Consider the following 19686-nt stretch of genomic DNA (forward strand, 5'->3'; position numbering starts at 1 on the left):
TTCACCGTGGGTTTGACTTCCGTTTACCGGCCCCGGTAAATCCTGCCACCGTCCCCCGTGCCGGTCAAACTCGACCTGGGATAGCGTGGGACGGTGACTGACGCCCCGATCGCCGCCCGCCGCTCGACCCTCCGCACGCACCACGGCGACACGGTCGACGACCCGTACGAGTGGCTGCGTGCCAAGGACTCCCCCGAGGTCATCGCGCACCTGGAGGCCGAGAACGCGCATACCGAGGCGGAGACGGCGCATCTGGCGGCGCTCCGCGAGACGCTCTTCCAGGAGATCAAGGGCCGCGTGCAGGAGACGGATCTCTCCGTGCCGACGCGACGCGGAGAGTGGTGGTACTACAGCCGCACCGAGGAAGGCGCGCAGTACGGCATCCACTGCCGGGCCGCCGCCGTCGAGGGCGACTGGACGCCCCCGCGTCTCGAGCCCGGGGTCCCGGTACCCGGCGAGGTCGTGCTGCTGGACGGCAACGTCGAGGCGGAGGGGCACGAGTTCTTCTCGCTCGGCGCGTTCGACACCTCCGACGACGCGACGAAGCTGCTGTGGTCGACCGATTTCGAGGGCGACGAGCTCTACACCGTGCGCGTGCGCGACCTGGAGACGGGCGTCACGCTCGCCGACGAGATCCCGAACACCGGGGGCGCGTTCTTCACACCCGACGGCACCGGCATCCTCTATACGACGCGCGACGATGCCTGGCGCCCCGACACCCTGTGGCTGCACCGGCTCGGGACCCCGGTGTCGGACGACATCCAGCTCTTCCACGAGCCCGACGAGAAGTTCTGGCTCGGCGCCGGGATCACGCGCAGCCGTCGCTACCTCGTGATCGGCGTGGGCTCCAGCATCACGAGCGAGGAGTACCTCGTCGACCTGACCGGTGACATCACCGCGGAGCCACGTCCGGTATGGCCGCGGCGGGAGGGCGTGGAGTACTCGCTCGAGCACGCGGTCGTGGACGGCGAGGACCGCCTGCTCATCCTGCACAATGACGACGCCCTGGACTTCGAGCTCGTCTCCGTGGCGGCAGACGATCCGCAGGGCGAGCGCCGCGTCGTCGTCGCGCATCAGCCGGGACGACGGCTGCTCGGGGTGGATGCGTTCCGCGACTTCGCCACGGTGGAGTACCGCAGCGAGGGCCTCGAACGGGTCGGGCTCCTGGACTACGCGACGGACGCCGTGGAGGAGCTGCAGTTCGACGAGCCCCTCTACTCGGCGGGCGTCAGCGGCAACCCGGAGTGGCACTCCCCCTTCCTGCGCCTCGGCTACACGTCGTTCGTCACGCCCGGCACGGTGTACGAACTCGACCTCGCGACGCGCGAACTCGTCCTCCGCAAGCAGGTGACGGTGCTCGGCGACTACGACCCCGCCGACTACGGACAGCGGCGGGAATGGGCCACCGCGGAGGACGGCACGCGCGTGCCGATCTCCCTCGTCTGGAAGCGCTCCTTCGGAGAGCCCGGCGCGACGCCCCGGCCCATCCACCTCTACGGCTACGGCTCGTACGAGCACTCCATCGACCCGGGCTTCTCCGTCGCCCGACTCTCGGAGCTGGACCGCGGAGTCGTCTTCGCTGTGGCGCATGTGCGTGGCGGCGGCGAGATGGGCCGGCAGTGGTACGAAGAGGGCAAGCTCCTGTACAAGCGGAACACCTTCACGGACTTCGTCGCCTGCGCCCGGCACCTCGTCGACGAGGGCACCACGACCCCGGCCCAGCTCGTCGCGGAGGGCGGCAGCGCGGGTGGTCTGCTGATGGGCGCGGTCGCCAACCTCGCCCCGGAGCTGTTCGCCGGGATCCTCGCGGGAGTGCCGTTCGTCGACGCGTTGACCACGATCCTCGACCCCTCGCTCCCCCTCACGGTGATCGAGTGGGACGAGTGGGGCGACCCGCTGCACGACCCGGAGGTGTACGCGTACATGAAGTCGTACACCCCGTACGAGAACGTGCGCGACGGCGTGGAGTACCCGCGGATCCTCGCGGTGACCTCGCTGAACGACACCCGCGTGCTCTACGTGGAGCCCGCCAAGTGGGTCGCCCGGCTGCGGGAGGCCGGCGCGAAGGACGTACTGCTCAAGTGCGAGATGGTCGCGGGACACGGGGGCGTGAGCGGGCGGTACAACTCCTGGCGCGAGCGGGCGTTCGAGCTCGCCTGGCTGCTCGACACCCTCCACCTCGCCTGACGGCATCAGTCACGCGCGACGTCAGTCACGCGCGGCATCAGGCGCTCACGCGACATCAGGCGCGCGCGGCATCAGGCATTCGCGCGGCATCAGGCATTCGCGCGGCATCAGGCAGGCGTGGCTCTCCTGGCCTGATCTCGGGCGGAAGCCTGCACTCCCGTGTCTGACGTCGGCTCAAGCTTCCGCGCCGCATCAGGCGCTAGGGCGGCATCAGGCGCGAGAGGCTCTTGCTGCCTGATCTCGCGCGGACGCCTGTGGTGACCACACGCGACGACTGATCCTGCACAGGGCCAGGATTTCGCGAACGATCTCCCCATCCGGAGGGCTGCGATGGAGAGTGCTGCGCGAGCGCTCAGGGTGGAGGGGTGAGACGCACGAGGGTCGAGAGCTGGGTTCGAGAGCAGGGAGGCTCCGCGCATTCGTCGCGAGTACGTGAGGCGGGGTTCACCGAGTACCAGTGCGTCGCGCGGTGCAGGAAGGCACGCTCGAGCGTGTGCGCCGGTCGTGGCTCCTCCTCCCCGATGTCGATCCACGGCGCCGGGCGGCTGCTTCGGTCGGCGGGAGAGTCACCTGTGTGAGCGCTGCGGCTCTCGCCGGATGGTGGGACATCGGGGCCACGGACGTGCACGTCGCCCTCCCGCGTACCGCTTCTCGGTTCGACCGCGGCGGCGTCCAGGTGCACTGCGCCCAGGGGCCCGTGCCGGCGCATCCGCGCGCGGCGGTCGATCCCGTCCTGGATGTCCTCTTCCAGGTCGCGCGATGTCGGCCGCCCGTCGAGGCCCGCGCGATCTGGGAGTCCGCCATCCGCCACGGGGCGGTGGAGCTGGATACGCTCGCGCGGGTGCGGTGGCGGTGCCACGCCGCTGACCGCCTCGCTCGAATCGTCCGCGGCCGGTCGGACTCCGGTCCCGAGACGGTCTTCGTCGAACGGATGCGCGCGATCGGCATCGACGTGCGACAGCAGGTGTGGGTGGACGGCCATCCGCTCGACGGTGTCATCGGCGAACGGCTCGCCATCCAGATCGACGGCTTCCGCCACCACAGCGCGGCCGGGGACCGGCGGCGTGATCTTGCTGCGGACGCGAGGCTCGCACTCCGCGGGTACACCGTCCTGCGCTTCGATTACCACCAGGTCATGATCGATGACACTCATGTCGAGGCCACCGTCCTGGCCGCGCTCGCGCAGGGCCTGCATCGCGCACGCCCTGGCGCGACGGCTCGCGGGGAGCAGACCGAACACAATCACAGGCCCTCGCCCGAGAACAGGCAAGAAAGACAGCAGGACGCCTGAAGCCGCGGGAGAGCCTGACACAGCGCGAGGCCGTGAGAACAGGCGAACGCGCGGACACAGGCACTCACGCAAGTTCAGGCAAGGAAGACAGCAGGACGCCTGAAGCCACGCGAGAGCCTGACACAGCGCGAGGCCGTGAGAACAGGCGAACGCGCGGACACAGGCTCTCACGAGAGTTCAGGCAAGAAAGACAGCAGGACGCCTGAAGCCGCGCGAGAGCCTGAAGCCGGCGGTCAGCCGAAGAGGGCGGCTGCCTCGTCGTAGCGGTAGCGGGGCACGGTGTTGAGCTCGCCCAGAGCGTCGGCGAACGGGACGCGGACGATGTCGGTGCCCTGCATCGCGACCATCTGCCCCCAGGCGCCGTCCACGATCGCATCCGCGGCGTGCAGGCCGAGCCGGGTCGCGAGGACGCGGTCGAAGGCCGACGGCGAGCCGCCGCGCTGGATGTGGCCGAGGATGGTGGCGCGCGTCTCGATGCCCGTGATCCGCTCGATCTCAGGGGCGAGCAGATCGCCGATGCCGCCGAGCCGCGGACGGTTGAACGCATCCAGCCCCTTGTCGCTGTAGGCCTCGTCCATACCGGCGAGCTTGAAGCCCTCGGAGACGACGACGAGCGGCGCGCGACCGCGATCGTGGGCGCTCGTGACGAGAGCGGTGATCTCGTCCAGCGACATCGGCACCTCGGGGATGCAGATGACGTGCGCGCCCGCGGCCATTCCGGCGTGCAGGGCGATCCAGCCAACGTGACGACCCATGACCTCGGCGACCATGCAGCGCTGGTGGGAGTCGCCCGTGGTCCGGAGCCGGTCCATGGCGTCCGTGGCGATGTTCACGGCGGTGTCGAAGCCGAACGAGTAGTCGGTGGCCCGGAGGTCGTTGTCGATCGTCTTCGGAACGCCGAGCACCTTGATGCCGTCCTTGGCGAGACGGTCCGCCGCCGCGAGGGTGCCTTCGCCGCCGATCGCGACGATGCCGTCGATCTTGTGCCCGTAGAGGGTCTTCGCGATGTTGTCGGCGCCTCCGCGCTCCCCCTCGTAGGGGTTGGTGCGGCTGGTGCCGAGGATCGTGCCGCCCACCTTCGACAGGCCCTTCACCTCATGCCGCGTCAGGGGCATGAAGTCGCCCTCGACGACGCCGCGCCATCCGTCGCGGATGCCGACGAACTCCAGGTCGTAGGTCGTGGTGCCCTTGAGCACGATGCCGCGGATGACCGCGTTGAGTCCGGGGCAGTCGCCGCCGCTCGTCAGGATGCCGATCTTCATGCTGCTGCCTTCGGAGGTCGAGGGATGGGGGTGCGGCGACAGTGCCTGCGATCGACACTAGCGCGCCGCCCCCTCGCGTGGCCATTCGAGCGCGTCGAAAACCGAGGATCTTGACGGCCGCGGCGAGCGATCACCCCGAACTTCGCGTCCCGACAGGATGAGGCCTAGAAATCGCAGTTAAGAACCCGTGTTCTTGACGGCGTCTCAGCGCCCGCCCAGAGCCTCACGCAGAAGGTGCGTGAGGGCCGCCAGCTGCACCGACTCGCTCGCCGTCTCCTCCGTCGCCTCGCCGTCCAGCGCACGGGCCGCGAGGCCCTGCTTCTGGTCGATGAGCTCGGCGATCTTCGTGTCGATCGTGTGCGCGGCGATGATCCGCCAGGCGGTGACCGGCTCGTCCTGGCCGATGCGGTGCACGCGGTCGATGGCCTGCGTCTGCTCGGCGGCGGTCCACGACAGCTCCGCGAGGACGACGTTCGAGGCCGCCTGCAGGTTGAGTCCGACGCCGGCCGCCGTGAGCGAGCACACCGCGATGCCGACCTCGGGGTCGCCGTTGAAGTCGTCGATGGCCTGCTGCCGTGCCGTGTTGGTCTGGTCACCGCGGATGGACACCGCGCGGATGCCTGCGGAGGCGAAGTGCGCCTCCGCCTGGTCCATGACGTCGATGTGCTTCGCGAAGAACACGACCTTGCCGACCGACCGCTGCAGCTGTGCGGCGTAGTCGGCCGCGAGGAGTGCCTTCGCCTGACCGATGCGGCGCACCATGGTGAAGACGTTGTCTCCCCCGGTACCGGCGGCCTTCGACTCCTCGAGCTCGTTCTGCGCCACGAGCCGGACGATGTCGTCGTCGATCTCGCCGGGCGCGAGACCGCGGTCGCCGCGTGCCTCGATGATGCGGCGGTAGCGGGTGGCCAGGCGCTCTCCCAGCTCGCGCTCGGCCTGGCGGATGCTGCGACCGAACTCGTCGTCGAGCTGCACCGGCAGATCGGCGACCAGCTTGTCGGGCAGGTCGGCGGCGACGTCCTTCTTCTTGCGTCGCACGATGCCCATCGAGATCACCGCGTCGCGGGCCTCCGGATAGAAGGCCTTGTCCGCGGGCGTGAGCCCCGTCGCGTCGAGCTTCTCCATGAGCTCCGGCCCGGGCTTCTCGCCGTTCGTCCAGCCGAGGAAACGCCAGATGGCGTCGAAGTCCTCGACATCGTTGATGAGCGGGGTGCCGGTGAGGGCGAGCATGAGCGGGTCGTGCCCCGGCGTGCGCTCGCGCACCTGCGCCGCGAGCGAGAGCACGTTCTGCGAACGCTGCGACGAGAGGTTCTTGATGAAGTGCGCCTCGTCGACGACCATGCCGCGCAGGCCGATCGACGCGAGCCAGGACATGTGACGGTCGAGGATCTCGTAGTTGACGATGAACACGTCGGCGAAGGCGTCGATGTCGTCGCCGTCGCCCTGGATGACCGTGGCACGACGCTGCGGCGTCCACCGCTCGACCTCGCGCGCCCAGTTCATCTTCACGACGTTGGGTACCACGACGAGCAGCGGATAGGCGCCGGCGACGGAGGCCGCGAGCACCGACTGCGCCGTCTTGCCGAGGCCCGGCTCGTCGGCGAGCAGGAAGCTGCGGTGTCCGGCGCGCACAGCCTCGAGGAAACGGGACTGGTGCACCATGATCTCGCGCCCCTTGGGCGAGATGTGATCGAACTCCGGAGCCGGCGGAAGCTCCATCGACGCTGCCGCACCGCCCGCGCCGGTCTCGAAGGCCTTGTACAGCGGCCCCATGAGCTCCCAGCCGTCGAGGCGGCGGCGGGGCGTGCTGGCCGGACGCGGGGTCAGGTCGGGCGCGAGGAACGGGTTGGCCAGCTGACGGGCCTCCACCGAGGGCGGGGTGACCTGACGCTCGGCGATGGCCGCGGGGACCACCGACACCTGCACGGGCGCGGGGTCGGCGATGATGAGCTCCTCCGGCGGGAGCTCGGCCCCCGACTCGAGCAGCCAGTCGCGCCGCATCCGCTTGGCGACCGGCGAGGTGGCCTGGTCGGCCTCGAGCAGCTGGATGAGCGAGGTGTCCCGCGCGGCCGTCTTCGCGAGGATCGTCGCGACACCGTCGAGCCGCTTGAGCAGCTCGGCGCGGGCCGCGTCGGTGATCTCCGTGTCGGCCTTCACCCTGGCGCGCTCCTCGCGCACCAGGAACGCGATCACCTGGAACTTCGTGCGGTTCGTGGGACCCAGCTTTCCCCGCTGGGACTTCGCCTCGATCTCCCGCACCTTGCGCGCGAGAATCGGGATGAGGGGTGCCTCGTCATCGCGACGGGACGTCTTCTTGCGCCGCGGGGCGGCGGTTGCCGTGGTCGGCATGCTCCTCCTGAGCCTGAAGGGCTCCGGCGCCCTCAGGGAGCCGTGAGCCGTTCTCGTCGTCCGCGTGTGGCGTGAGCCAGGACCGTGCGGACTGTGGATCGGTGTTCCCGCCGGAGCACGCGATACGTGCGGGACCGGTGGGAGCCTGCTGCCATTCTATGCCATCCCCACCCCCGGCCGCGGAAGCAGGGCGCCGCCGTGTTACGCGGAGACCTCGAGGATGGCCGCGGCCTGTGCGACGTCGGCGGCCATCTGCGTCATCAGCTTCTCGATGCCCTCGAACGCGACCATGCCGCGCAGCCGCTGCACGAACTCCACCGTCACGTAGTGACCGTAGAGGTCGAGCCCGGTCTCCCCCAGCACGTGCGCCTCGACCTGACGGACGAGCACGTCGTCGAAGGTGGGGTTCGTGCCCACCGAGATCGCCGACGGGTGCCGGATGCCGGTGTCGTGGTCGACGAGCCAGCCGGCGTAGACGCCGTCGGCGGGGACGAACGCGTCGACGATGGTGGAGAGGTTGGCGGTCGGGAACCCGAGCTCGCGTCCGCGTTTCAGCCCGTGGACGACGACGCCGCGCACGTCGGGGTACCGTCCGAGGGCGCGGGCCGCCTCGGCGACGTCCCCCGCCATCAGCAGCTCGCGGATCCAGCTCGACGAGACCCGGCGGCTCGATCCCGGAAGGTAGACGTCGTCGACGACCTCGACCGTGAACCCGTACCGGGGGCCGAGCTCCCGAAGCAGCTCGGGGGTGCCGGCGCCCCGGTGTCCGAAGCGGAAGTCGGCGCCGACGAGCACCGTGGACACGTGCAGCGCGCCGACGAGGATGTCGACGACGAAGTCCTCCGCGCTCCGGGCGGCGAGCGTCTCGTCGAACGTCAGCACGAGCGTCGCGTCGAGTCCGAGCTCGCCGAGGAGCTCCAACTTGCGGTCGACGGTCACGACGTTCTCGGGACACCGGTCGGGACGGATCACGGCGAGGGGGTTGCGGTCGAACGTGACCGCGACGGCACGGCTCCCCGAGGCCGCGGCAGCCTCCTCCAGGCGGCGGATGACGGCGCGGTGCCCCTCGTGCACGCCGTCGAACTTGCCGATGGCGACGGCGCTGGGCCCGAAGTCCTCCGGCACCTCGTCCGGATTCCGGAACACGATCACGCGGCGACCTCGACCGGACGCGCGGTCTCGACGGGCCGGTGCGTGCGCAGCCACCAGATCCCGAAGATCGGGAGGACGAGGGGGATGAAGAGGTAGCCGCGCCCGAACAGCGACCATACGGTCTCGTGCTGGAAGAGCTCGGGGAGGACGAGGCTGAGCACGCCGACGACCAGCACCCCGGTGAGTTCGAAGACGATCGCCACCCACGCGACGGTGTACCAGCCGCGACGACGCGCGAAGACGAGCGCGAGCGTCGCCAGGACGTACACGACCGCGGCCAGCGCCGAGAGGCTGTAGGCCAACGGGGCCTCGTCGAATCGACGGACGATCTGCACGAAGCTGCGCCCGGTGGCCGCCAGCGCCATCACGGCGTAGACGATCACCAGGACACGACCGATACCGGTCATCCGAGTGGAGGGGGCGGTGGAGCTCATAGCGCATTCCATCCTAGAGCCGGGCGAGCCGCCCGGCGTCCGCCCCGGCTGGCGCTCAGGCGACCTGGACGGTCCAAATCACCTGCATGCGCCACAGCATGATCGCGATCGCGAGGGCGGCCACGCCGAGCACGACGGTGCTCCACCGGCTGCGTTCCATCAGCGCCCAGAGCACGGCCCCGATCGGAAGCAGGGCCGCCGAGATGAGGTACACCCAGAGCTCCAGCAGATCCCCGGTGGGCGGGTTCCCCGCGAGCGGCGCGACGATGGCGACGACGATCTGCACGATCAGCAGCACCTCGACGAAAGCGAGCGCCCCGACGGAGAAGTCGCTGGGGCGACGGCCGGCGAACCCCGCGCCGAGGCAGAAGAGCCCGGCGGCGACGGCGACGACGATCTGCACGATCGTGAACCACAGGATCATCGGGAGACCTCCGGCATGTTCATGGCGCTCTTCACATCGGCACCGCGCTTCTCGACGACCCCCACGAGCGTGCCGTCGTCTTCGATGGCCGCCGCGAGCGGTCCGTCCAGGCGCACCGCCTGCCCCGCGAGACGTTTGCCGTGTCTCAGGTCACGCGCCTCCTCCGCTGTGACGGGGAGGGCGGGGAGCACGCGGCCGGCGGCGGCGCCGGGGGTGAGCACGGGAGCGCCCTCGAGGGCGTCGATCGCCACGGCGTCGCGCACGTCGAACGGGCCGACGCGGGTGCGGCGGAGAGCGGTCAGGTGGCCGCCGACGCCGAGGCCGGCGCCCAGGTCGCGGGCCAGCGAGCGGATGTAGGTTCCGGACGAGCAGTCCACGACGACATCGAGATCGATCGCGTGCTCGTCGCGGCGACGCGCGACGACGTCGAACCGGGACACGACGACGTCTCGCGGCGGGAGGACCACCTCCTCCCCCGCACGGACGCGGTCGTAGGCGCGGCGGCCGTCGACCTTGATCGCCGACACCGCACTCGGGACCTGGGAGATCGCGCCCGTCAGCGCGGCCACTCCGGCATCGATCGCCGCCTCCTCGATCGTCGCGAGGGCGCTCTCATCCGCGCGGTGGAGGATCTCGCCCTCCGCGTCATCCGTGGAGGTGACGGCTCCGAGCCGGATGGTCGCCTCGTACGTCTTGTCCGCGCCCACGATGTAGGTGAGGAGGCGGGTCGCGCCCTCGATGCCGATGACGAGCAGTCCGGTGGCCATCGGGTCGAGGGTCCCCGCGTGACCGACCTTGCGGGTCCCGAAGGCCCGCCTGGTGCGGGCGACCACGTCGTGACTGGTCAGCCCGCCGGGCTTGTCGACGAGGAGGATGCCGGGGGTCGCCATCCCTCCAGCCTACCGACGCCGGGAGCGGAGACCGCTCGCCTAGGCTGGAGGGATGGCCGCGCCCGCACCGTCTCCTGCGACGATGACGCCCCTGCACGGCTGGTACGCCGAAGAGGCGCGCGATCTGCCGTGGCGCCGCCCGGAGTTCCACGCAGCCTTCGGCGCCTGGGGCGTGCTGGTAAGCGAGTTCATGCTGCAGCAGACGCCCGTGACCCGCGTGATCCCGCACCTCGATGCGTGGCTGACGCGGTGGCCCACGCCCCGCGCGATGGCGGCCGCGTCTCCGGCGGACGTCGTGCAGCAATGGGCGAGCCTCGGCTATCCGCGGCGCGCCCTGTGGCTGCACCGCGCGGCCGTCGAGGTGGTCGAGCGCCACGGCGGCGTCGTGCCGCGTGAGGTCGACGCCCTCCTCGCCCTCTCCGGGATCGGCGACTACACCGCCCGTGCCGTGGCCGTGTTCGCGTACGGCGACCGTCATCCCGTCGTCGACACCAACACCCGGCGCGTGCTCGCCAGGGCGATCGAGGGACGGGCACAACCGGGGTCCCCGTCCCGCCGCGACCTCGCGCTCATGGCGGCGCTGCTGCCCGCGGACCCCGTAGAGGCCGCTGTCCTCAACGCCGCGGCGATGGAGCTCGGCGCGACGATCTGCACGTCCCGTGCGCCCCGATGCGAACGCTGCCCGCTGGCGGACGGGTGTGCGTGGCTCGCGGCCGGCCGACCCGACACCGGGGATGAGCGACGACGACAGGCTGCGTACGAGGGTTCGGACCGCCAGGCCCGCGGCGCCGTGCTCCGGCTCCTGCGCGCCGCCGCCCCCGCCGCGGTCCCGCTCACCGCCGTCCTCCCGGACTGGCCGGACGTGCGTCAGCGGGACCGTGCGATCGACTCCCTCATCGCCGACGGGCTCGCGGAAGCCGACGGGGAGGGCCTCTCCCTGCCACGGTGAGCGCTCAGAGGAGCTGTTCGGTGCGGTGGGCCAACACGGTCAGTTCGACACGGCTGCGGACGTTCAGCTTCGCGAACGCGCGTCCGAGGTGCACCTCGACCGTGCGGACCGAGACCGACAGCCGCTCCGCGATCGCGCGGTTCGCCGTTCCGCCGACCGCGAGCATCGCCACCTCGAGTTCCCGGGGCGTCAGTCGCTGAGCCCAGGCGCTCCGGCAGGCGGACAGGGCCGCGGTCCCGTCTGCCGTGGTCCCGGACGCCTCGAGCCGTTCCCGCCGTCGTCGCACCGCGCGCTCCCAGGCCCGCGCTCCGGCGACCTCGAACAGCCGCTCGGCCTGCGCGAGGTGCCCGCGTGCCGAGACCACATCTCCGTGCAGACCGGACCGGACCCCGAGGAGGGCCTCGACCCGCCCGCGGGCGAACGGAGACCGAAGCCGGCTCGCCGCCACCCGCAGCTCCTCCAGGTCCGTGCGCCATGTGGGGCCGGCGGACCCGACGACCGCCCGCCGCAGCGCCGCGGCGATCTCGCTCTCCGGCGGCCGCACGGTCCCCGGCCGGTATCCCCCCGGCGACCAGAGCACGACCTCGTCGATTCCCGGCACCGCGAACAGCGGCTGCGGGGCTCCGCGGTCCCGCCACAGCCCCATGGCGCCGACGGCCACCTCGAAAGAACCGTCCAGAAAGGCCTCGACGGCGCGATCGACCAGCACGTCCGACTCGGCGGCGGGAGGGAGGACGTCGGTGAGTGCACGCGCGATCGGGCCCAGGGCGCCGAGCACCGCCAGGTCGAGCCGCCGCGCCAGGACGACACCGAGACCGGCGAACGGGATGGTGATGGGGAGCTCGACCGCCGCGTGCCGGAGCAGTTCCCTGGCCGGGCCGATGTCTCCCCGCCAGACGAGGAGCAGCACCTCGGTGACAGCGCGGTAGGCCCGCACCACCGGGCTGCTCTCGAAGCCGGGGAACACCGGATCGCGCTCCGCCCCTGGGAGTCCTCCCGTGCGCAGCAGCCGCAGGCCCTCGTCGATGTCGCCCGCGCATGCCGTCTGCAGCGCCGCCGCTACGCCGCCAAGCCCGTCGAGGCCCGCGGTCCCGCTCGCCGGCATGACGTCGCCGGCGAGGAGAGCGCACACCCCTACCACGGCATCGCGCAGCGCACGGTCCGTCCCCGCGCGGGAGGCTCCGCGGACCTCCGCGAGCCAGCGCCACTCGGCCCCGCGGTCGCGACGTTCCGCGCACAGGATCGCGACGAGCCCCGCGGATCGCGCCCATGCCGTGGCGTCGGCCGCGGAGCCGGAGGCGAGCCGCCGCGGATCGACGGCGGGAACGTGGCCGTGCCGAAGGGTGCGGGCGGCGAGGTAGGGGCCGAGCGCCCGTACCCGTCGATGCTCCGCGGCGCCCGGGAAGAGGCCGCTCAGCCACGCCTCGGCATCCGCGGCGTAACCGCAGGCGAGCGCCGCGCAGCCGGCGAGCACCCGGGCCTCCTCGCCGACGGCGCCGGACTCGTGCGCCGCGGCCTCACCGGCCAGGAGCAGCGCGCGCTCCGTGAGTCCCGCGTCGGCCGCGACACGGGCCCGGGCCGTCAGGACCGCTGCGGCCCGACGATCCCGCGCGGCGCACGACCGCGCACGATGCCACGCCGCGCCACTCCAGTCCCCGCGTGCGACCGCGGCGTGAGCAAGCCGGGTGTGCACGCGCGCGACCTCCGCCGCCGACGCGGCCGCGTACACCTCCGCGGCCACGCGCGGGTCGGTGAGCCGGATCGAGCCCGCGTGGATCGTCAGATGCGGCGCGGCGGCGCTGGCCCGTATCTCCTCCACGCGGCGTCCGTCGGCCGCGAGGATCGGATCCAGCTCCTCCTCGAGTGCCAGCACCACCGTGAGCAGGAGCAGCCGGTCGGCGCTCGCCAGCCCGCGGATGCCGGCATGGACCGCCGCGGACGGCAGCGGCCACGGGATCCGACTCAGTCCGCGGCGCTGCTCCGGTGTGAGGCGGGCTGCGACGGCGAACACGGCTTCGGCATCGTCAGGCAGCGCGGCGGCCAACTGCGCCGCCACGTGCGGCGCGCAGCACAGATCCCGCCGTCGAAGCTCATCCAGCAGCGGCTCCACGACGACAGGCGCGACGAAGAGCCCCGCGGGCATGCTCGTCGCCTGAATGTCGATCCCCCCAGATCCACCGGTTGTCCCGCCGCGGACCTGAGGGTATCAGACGCATCAGTCCTCGTCGTCGTCCGACCGGTAGGGGTCGGCCTCGCCGGCGTGGGTCGCGGACGAGGCCAGCTTGGCCACCTCCGCGTCGCGCTCCTGCGCCTCGCGCAGCAGAGCGGTGATGTGGTCGGCGTTCTCCGGCAGCGCGTCCGGGATGAACTCGAGCGTGGGGACGAGTCGAGTGCTGAGCTGTCGACCGACCTCGCTGCGCAGCATTCCTGTCGCGGACGTGAGCGCGGCACCGCTGGCGAGGCGCTCCTCTTCCGTGCCGAGCACCGTGTAGAACACGGACGCGTGCTGCAGATCGCCGCTCACGCGGACGTCGGTGATGGTCACGAAGCCGAGACGCGGGTCGCGCAGCCCCTTCTCCAAGCGCTCGGCGAGGATGACGCGGATGCGATCCGCGAGTCGGGCCTGTCGTTCACCAGCCATTGTTCCTTCTCCCACCTCTGTGCGTCGCGGTTCCCAGCGAACCGCGGAGGCGGCTGCCTCCTCCCCCGTCACGGGAGGAGGAGGCAGCCGCCGAAGTCGTGCGGATCAGCCGCGCGGCTTCTCCACCATCTCGGTCGTCTCGATCTCGTCGCCGACCTGGATGTCGTTGTACTTGCCGAGGCCGATACCGGCCTCGTAGTCCGTCCGCACCTCGGTGACGTCGTCCTTGAACCGGCGCAGCGACTCGATGGCGAGGCCATCGGCGATGACGACGCCGTCGCGGATGACACGGGCCTTCGCGTTGCGCGTGATCGTCCCGGACCGCACGATGACACCGGCGATGTTGCCGAACTTCGAGGAGCGGAACACCTCGCGGATCTCGGCGACACCCGACTGGACCTCTTCGTACTCCGGCTTGAGCATGCCCTTGAGCGAGCTCTCGATCTCGTCGATCGCGTTGTAGATGACGGAGTAGAAACGGATGTCCACGCCCTCACGCTGAGCACGCTCGCGCGCCTTCGTGTCGGGGCGGACGTTGAAGCCCACGATGATCGCGTTGTCGATCGTCGCCAGGTTCACGTCGGACTCGGTGATCGCACCGACACCGCGGTGGATGATGCGCAGCTGCACCGAGTCGTCGACCTCGATCTTGAGGAGCGACTCCTCCAGCGCCTCGACGGCACCGGAGACGTCACCCTTGATGATGAGGTTGAGCGACTCGACCTTGCCCTCTTCGAGAGCACGGGTGAAGTCCTCGAGCGAGATGCGCTTGCGGGCCTTGGCCAGCTGGGCGTTGCGCTCGACGGCTTCGCGCTTCTCCGCGATCTGACGCGCCATGCGGTCTTCCTCGGTGACGATGAAGACGTCGCCGGCGCGGGGCACGGAGTTCAGACCCTGCACCTGGACCGGACGGGACGGCGCGGCCGCCTCGACGATCTCGCCGTTCTCGTCGATCATCGCGCGGACACGGCCGTAGGCGGTGCCCGCCACGATCGCGTCGCCGACCCGGAGGGTTCCGGACTGGATCAGCACCGTCGCGACCGAACCGCGGCCCTTGTCGAGCTTCGCCTCGATGGCGACACCGCGAGCGGCCTTGTTCGGGTTGGCGGTCAGGTCGAGACCGGCATCCGCCGTGAGCAGCACCGCGTCCAGGAGCTCCTGGATGCCGGTGTTGGCACGGGCCGAGACGTCGACGAACATGACGTCGCCGCCGTACTCCTCCGCCACCAGACCGTACTCGGTGAGCTGCTGACGCACCTTGGCCGGGTTGGCTTCGGGCTTGTCGACCTTGTTCACCGCGACCACGATCGGCACGTTGGCCGCCTGGGCGTGGTTCAGCGCCTCGACCGTCTGCGGCATGATGCCGTCGTCGGCCGCGACCACGAGGATCGCGAGGTCGGTGACCTGCGCACCACGGGCACGCATGGCGGTGAACGCCTCGTGACCGGGGGTGTCGATGAACGTGATCGCCCGCTCGATGCCCTCGTGCTCGGTCCAGACCTGGTAGGCACCGATGTGCTGGGTGATGCCGCCGGCCTCACCCTCGATGACGTTGGTCTGACGGATCGCGTCGAGGAGGCGCGTCTTACCGTGGTCGACGTGACCCATGACGGTGACGACCGGGGGACGGATCTCGAGGTCGTCCTCGCTCTCCTCCTCCAGCTCCTTCTCGAGGTCGAGACCGAAGCCCTCGAGGAGCTCCTTGTCCTCGTCCTCGGGCGAGACCATCTGGACCTTGTAGCCCAGCTCCTCACCGAGGACCTCGAACGTGGCCTCATCCAGCGACTCGGTGGCCGTGGCCATCTCGCCGAGGTTGAAGAGGATCGTGACGAGGGTGCCCGGCTGCACGGTGTAGCCGGTCAGGGCCTCGATCTTGTCGGCGAAGTCCGCGATGGAGGCACCGCGACGCATGCGGATCGTCTCGCCGTTGCCACGGGTGACGTTGACGCCACCGACGACCGGGGCGCTCCGCATCTCGAACTCTTGCCGCTTCGCCCGCCGCGACTTGCGCTGCTTGCTCTTGCCGCCGCCCTTGCCGAAGGCACCGGCGGTACCGCCGCCGGGACCACGGCCACGACCGCCACCACCGGGACGACCGGCGAAACCGCCGCCGGGACGGGGACCCGCACCGGGACCGCCACCACCGCCGGGACGACCGGGGCCGCCCGTACGCTGCTGGAACGGAGCACCGGGACGACCGCCCTGGCCACCACGAGGTGCGCCGGGTCGCGGCGAGCCGGGACGCGGGGCACCCGGGCGCGGAGCACCGGGACGGGGCGCCTGCGGACGCGGGATGTTGCCGGGGGTCGGGCGCTGGCCCATCCCCTGCGCCGAGGCGAAGGGGTTGTTGCCGGGACGGGGACCTGCGGGACGCTGGCCCATGCCCTGTGCGGACGAGAACGGGTTGTTGCCGGGGCGGGGCGCGCCGGGCTTCGGGGCGTTGCCGTCACCGGAGGACGGAGCGGCCGGAGCCGGAGCCGACGGCTTCGCGGGCGCCGACGGTGCCGGAGCCTTCTCCGCCGCGGGGGCGGGCGCCGGGCTCGGGGCGGGTGCGGCCGGAGCTGCAGGACCCGGCTTGGGGCCGGGCTTCGGACCGGGGGTGGGCGCCGAGGACTTCGGTGCCGGCTTCGCGGCGGGCTTCGCCGCAGCGGGCTCGGAGGCCGCCTTCAGGGACGGGTCGGCCTCGATCGCGGCGCGCAGCTTGCGCGCCACCGGGGGCTCGACCGTCGAGGACGGGCTCTTCACGAACTCGCCGAGTTCCTTGAGCTTCGCAAGTGCGACCTTGCTGTCGACGCCGAGTTCGGCGGCGATCTCATGTACGCGTGGTTTACCAGCCACAATTCTCCTGTCTGGGTCGGTCTGCCCAGACAGGGCAGACCACTAGTCGCGGACGGGTCTCATTTCGAGCCGTTCACTTTGTTTCCATAGCTGTTCAGCCTTTGTTTCTTGGTGGGTGCTGTTCGAAGATCCGTGTGTCCAGCTGAGTGGTCACACGCAGTGCTCTTCCGAAAGCTCGACGCCGCAGAGCGGCTTCCATGCACTCGGGTGTCGGATGCACCCACGCGCCACGCCCCGGCAGGACAGCACGCTCATCGGGGATGAGGGTGTCGTTCTGGGCAACCACCCTGAGCAGAGTGGAGCGGGGAGCACGCGTGCGGCAACCGACGCACGTTCGTACGGGTTCCATCTTACACCTGCGTTCCGTCCGTCCTCGCCGCCACCGGGCGTGGCGTCGAGGACGGACAGGGATCAGTCGAGGACGCTGTCCGGCTGGATGTCGATCTTGGCGCCGGTGAGCTTGGCGGCCAGACGCGCGTTCTGACCCTCCTTGCCGATGGCGAGCGACAGCTGGTAGTCCGGCACGAGGGCGCGGACGGCCTTGGTGCTCGCGTCGAGGACGAACGAGCTCGTGACCTTCGCCGGCGACAGCGCGTGCGCCACGAACGTGGGCAGGTCGGCGTCGTAGTCGACGATGTCGATCTTCTCCCCCGCCAGCTCCTCCGTGACGGCCCGCACACGGCGCCCCATCTCGCCGATGCAGGCACCCTTGGCGTTGATGGCCGGGTCGTTCGCCTTCACCGCGATCTTGGTGCGGTGCCCGGCCTCGCGGGCCAGCGCGACGATCTCGACCAGGCCGGCCGCGATCTCGGGCACCTCGAGCGCGAACAGCTTGCGGACCAGGCCCGGGTGCGTGCGCGAGACGGTGATCTGCGGACCCTTGAGCCCCTTGGCGACGCTGGTGACGTAGACGCGCAGCCGGGACCCGTGCGCGTACTCCTCGCCGGGCACCTGCTCCTCGGGCGGGAGGATCGCCTCGACGGAGCCGAGGTCGACGTGGATCATGCGCGGGTTCGGCCCCTGCTGGATCACGCCGGCGACGATGTCGCCCTCCTTGCCCTTGAACTCCCCGAGGACGGCGTCGTCCGCGATGTCCCGGAGGCGCTGGCTGATGACCTGCTTGGCGGCGAATGCGGCGATGCGCCCGAAGTCGTCCGGCGTCGCCTCCTCCTCGCCGATGATCGCACCCTCGTCGTCGCGGACGACCTGGAGGACGGCGACATGGCCGGTCTTGCGGTCGAGGTGCACGCGGACGCCCTCCGGCGTCGCGCCGTCGGGCGAGACGTGCTTGGAGTACGCGGTCAGGATCGCCTGCTCGATGATCGAGACGAGCTCGTCGAACGGGATCGCCTTCTCCTTCTCGATCCCTCGCAGCAGACTCAGTTCGATGTCCATGACGGCCTCCCTATTCAGCTCTCGTCGCGCCCGAATGCACGCGCGACATCCGTACAACGATACCGTGTGCCGCGCGCCCGGGCCATCCGGCCTCCGCCGGCACAGGCCGTCGCGCGGCAGCAGGCGCCCTTGCCGGAACCGGCCTGCCTCCGCGCGGCGGCCTGTCCCGTCGTGGAGTCCCGCGCCTGGTCAGGCCTTCGGCGCGGACGGGAGGGCGTTGAGCGCGCCGATCAGACGGAAGAGGTTGCCCACCTGACGCTGATCCAGGTGCAGGGCGAGGCGCGGGAGGTCGAGGCGGTCGTCATCGGCGACCTCTGGGGACCGGGGAGCCGTGCGCTCGATCCGCCCGGTCGACAGGAGTGCGGCGAAGGCGGTGTTGAGCTCCTCGATCTCGGCGTCCGTCGGCTCGGCCTTGAGCCGCAGCACGAGCGTGTCCCCGACCCACCGCAGCGAGTCGTAGTTGCGCCAGAACCCGGTGATCTCGGCGCGGGCCTCCTCGACCGAGTCGGTGATGACGACGCGATCGAAGTCCCCCGGGGAGATCACCCCCATCGGGGCGAGGTGCTCGTCGACGAAGCGCCGCATGCCCTGCCAGAACGATCCGCCCTTCTCGTCGAGCAGCACGATCGGCGTCGGCTCGGCCTTCCCGGTCTGCTGCAGGGTGAGCAGCTCGAACATCTCGTCGAGCGTGCCGAAGCCCCCGGGCAGGCAGATGAATCCGCTCGACTCCTTGATGAGCATGAGCTTGCGCGTGAAGAAGTACTTCATCGCGACGACCTGATCGCTTCCCGCGACGAGACTGTTCGCCTTCTCCTCGAAGGGGAGCCGGATGGAGACGCCGAGCGACAGCGCCGGCCCCGCCCCCTCGGCGGCCGCCTGCATGATCCCGGGGCCCGCGCCCGTGACGACCATCCAGCCGTCGTTCGCGAGGGCCGCCGCGACATCGCGCGCCTGCAGGTACAGCGGGTCGTCGTGGAGGGTGCGCGCGGAGCCGAACACCGTCACCTTCGGCACGCCGCGGAACGGGGCGAAGAGGCGGAACGCGTCGCGCATCTCGGCCAGGGCAGCGGAGGCGATCTTGAGGTCGAGGCGGTCGGTGTCGTCCTCACCGAGGAGCAGCGCCGTGCGGAGCATCCGCATCACCAGCCGGCGGTCCGAGGACACCCCCGCTTCGTCCAGCACATGGTTGATCTCGTCGCTCAGAGCGGCCGGCAGCGGTTCCTCGGTCATGCCCCCAGCGTCCCACGCGGCCTCCCGCCGGCGGGACGCAACGCCGAGGATCCGCGCCCCCGCGCTCCGCAGCATGGGCGGGACGCGGTGTCAACGCCCGTGCCCGCGGTCGGCGGTGGCGCCACGATGGCGACATGACAGAGATCACCGGACCCGAGGCCCTCGCCCGCATCAAGGAGCTCGTGGAGGACATCGACTTCACCATGCTCACCACCACCGACCCGGACGGGAACCTCGTCAGCCGGCCGATGTCGACCAGGCAGATGGACGACGCCGGCGCCATCTGGTTCTTCACGGCGGAAGACACGGAGAAGGTCGAGGAGGCGCGCCGTCACCATGATGTCGGGCTGGCCTACTGCGACGCGAAGGGCATGCGCTACGTGTCCGTCGCCGGCACCGCAGAGGTCGTCCACGACCGCGCGAAGATGGAGGAGCTCTACTCCCCCTCCCTCGACATCTGGTTCGAGGACGGGCTGGACACCCCCGGCATCGCCCTGCTCGCGGTCACCCCGGTCGTCGCCGAATTCTGGGAACCGGCGAAGGGCAAGGTGGCGATGGCCGCCGGGGCGCTCAAGGCGTTGGTGACCCGAGACACCCCGGACGACGACATCATGAACCACGGCCGCGTCACCTGCTGAGCGACC

Annotated in this window: 16 protein-coding genes; 4 read left to right on the plus strand and 12 right to left on the minus strand. The window is 70.9% G+C overall.

The features are described 5' to 3' along the window. The first annotated feature begins 93 nt into the window (after window positions 1-93). Both AUV07_RS07270 and AUV07_RS07275 read left to right on the plus strand, forming a co-directional pair. Window positions 94-2187 carry a S9 family peptidase gene (locus tag AUV07_RS07270; protein ID WP_062634936.1) on the plus strand — a complete coding sequence of 698 codons (2094 nt, stop codon included), beginning with the start codon at window positions 94-96 and terminating at the stop codon, window positions 2185-2187. Between the two features lie 574 nt (window positions 2188-2761). Further along, window positions 2762-3478: an endonuclease domain-containing protein gene (locus tag AUV07_RS07275; protein WP_231868212.1), complete on the plus strand. Its 717-nt coding sequence runs from the start codon at window positions 2762-2764 to the stop codon at window positions 3476-3478. A gap of 233 nt (window positions 3479-3711) precedes the next feature. Here the strand turns inward: AUV07_RS07275 and AUV07_RS07280 are convergent, their stop codons facing one another. The 6 genes from AUV07_RS07280 to truB all read right to left on the minus strand — a co-directional run bounded on the left by AUV07_RS07280 (window position 3712) and on the right by truB (window position 9989). Continuing rightward, window positions 3712-4740 carry a 6-phosphofructokinase gene (locus AUV07_RS07280; protein WP_025103187.1) on the minus strand — a complete coding sequence of 343 codons (1029 nt, stop codon included), beginning with the start codon at window positions 4738-4740 and terminating at the stop codon, window positions 3712-3714. Between the two features lie 204 nt (window positions 4741-4944). Beyond that, the gene (locus AUV07_RS07285) at window positions 4945-7089 is read right to left on the minus strand and encodes a DEAD/DEAH box helicase (protein WP_062634939.1); all 2145 of its coding nucleotides are present in this window, start codon (window positions 7087-7089) and stop codon (window positions 4945-4947) included. Window positions 7090-7290: 201 nt separating this feature from the next. Further along, window positions 7291-8241: a bifunctional riboflavin kinase/FAD synthetase gene (locus AUV07_RS07290; RefSeq protein ID WP_062634940.1), complete on the minus strand. Its 951-nt coding sequence runs from the start codon at window positions 8239-8241 to the stop codon at window positions 7291-7293. After that, on the minus strand, window positions 8238-8675 hold the full coding sequence (locus AUV07_RS07295; protein ID WP_231729434.1) for a hypothetical protein: 438 nt from the start codon (window positions 8673-8675) through the stop codon (window positions 8238-8240). The genes AUV07_RS07290 and AUV07_RS07295 overlap by 4 nt, the downstream gene beginning before the upstream one ends. Window positions 8676-8730: 55 nt before the next feature. Next, the gene (locus tag AUV07_RS07300) at window positions 8731-9099 is read right to left on the minus strand and encodes a hypothetical protein (protein ID WP_062634943.1); all 369 of its coding nucleotides are present in this window, start codon (window positions 9097-9099) and stop codon (window positions 8731-8733) included. Then, window positions 9096-9989, minus strand: a complete 894-nt coding sequence (gene truB / locus AUV07_RS07305; protein ID WP_062634945.1) for a tRNA pseudouridine(55) synthase TruB — start codon at window positions 9987-9989, stop codon at window positions 9096-9098. The genes AUV07_RS07300 and truB overlap by 4 nt, the downstream gene beginning before the upstream one ends. 52 nt (window positions 9990-10041) lie before the next feature. Here truB and AUV07_RS07310 point away from each other — a divergent pair, with 52 nt between their 5' ends. After that, window positions 10042-10938, plus strand: coding sequence for an A/G-specific adenine glycosylase (locus AUV07_RS07310; protein ID WP_442922880.1), 897 nt, complete (start codon window positions 10042-10044; stop codon window positions 10936-10938). 4 nt (window positions 10939-10942) lie between these two features. Here AUV07_RS07310 and AUV07_RS17540 read toward each other — a convergent pair whose 3' ends face one another. From AUV07_RS17540 to AUV07_RS07335, 6 genes are all read right to left on the minus strand, one after another. After that, complete coding sequence (locus tag AUV07_RS17540) at window positions 10943-13081, minus strand: helix-turn-helix transcriptional regulator (RefSeq protein WP_062634949.1); 2139 nt, start codon at window positions 13079-13081, stop codon at window positions 10943-10945. 72 nt (window positions 13082-13153) lie between these two features. Further along, a complete protein-coding gene (gene rbfA / locus AUV07_RS07320) occupies window positions 13154-13579 on the minus strand; it encodes a 30S ribosome-binding factor RbfA (RefSeq protein ID WP_060923633.1) in 426 nt (141 codons plus the stop codon). 105 nt (window positions 13580-13684) lie between these two features. Continuing rightward, the gene (gene infB, locus AUV07_RS07325; RefSeq protein ID WP_062634951.1) at window positions 13685-16417 is read right to left on the minus strand and encodes a translation initiation factor IF-2; all 2733 of its coding nucleotides are present in this window, start codon (window positions 16415-16417) and stop codon (window positions 13685-13687) included. Window positions 16418-16511: 94 nt separating this feature from the next. Then, window positions 16512-16766 (minus strand): YlxR family protein, encoded by a 255-nt coding sequence (locus tag AUV07_RS17280; RefSeq protein ID WP_081811550.1) that lies wholly within the window; start codon window positions 16764-16766, stop codon window positions 16512-16514. 62 nt (window positions 16767-16828) lie between these two features. Next, window positions 16829-17812 (minus strand): transcription termination factor NusA, encoded by a 984-nt coding sequence (gene nusA / locus AUV07_RS07330; RefSeq protein WP_062634952.1) that lies wholly within the window; start codon window positions 17810-17812, stop codon window positions 16829-16831. A gap of 189 nt (window positions 17813-18001) precedes the next feature. Further along, window positions 18002-19042, minus strand: a complete 1041-nt coding sequence (locus tag AUV07_RS07335; protein WP_025103176.1) for a TIGR00730 family Rossman fold protein — start codon at window positions 19040-19042, stop codon at window positions 18002-18004. Between the two features lie 134 nt (window positions 19043-19176). Here AUV07_RS07335 and AUV07_RS07340 point away from each other — a divergent pair, with 134 nt between their 5' ends. Next, entirely contained in the window at window positions 19177-19680 is a 504-nt protein-coding gene (locus AUV07_RS07340) for a pyridoxamine 5'-phosphate oxidase family protein (protein ID WP_062634954.1), read from the plus strand. Window positions 19681-19686: the final 6 nt, after the last annotated feature.

The sequence above is a fragment of the Microbacterium sp. CH1 genome, from assembly GCF_001595495.1.
In the GTDB taxonomy this organism is placed as follows: Bacteria; Actinomycetota; Actinomycetes; order Actinomycetales; family Microbacteriaceae; genus Microbacterium.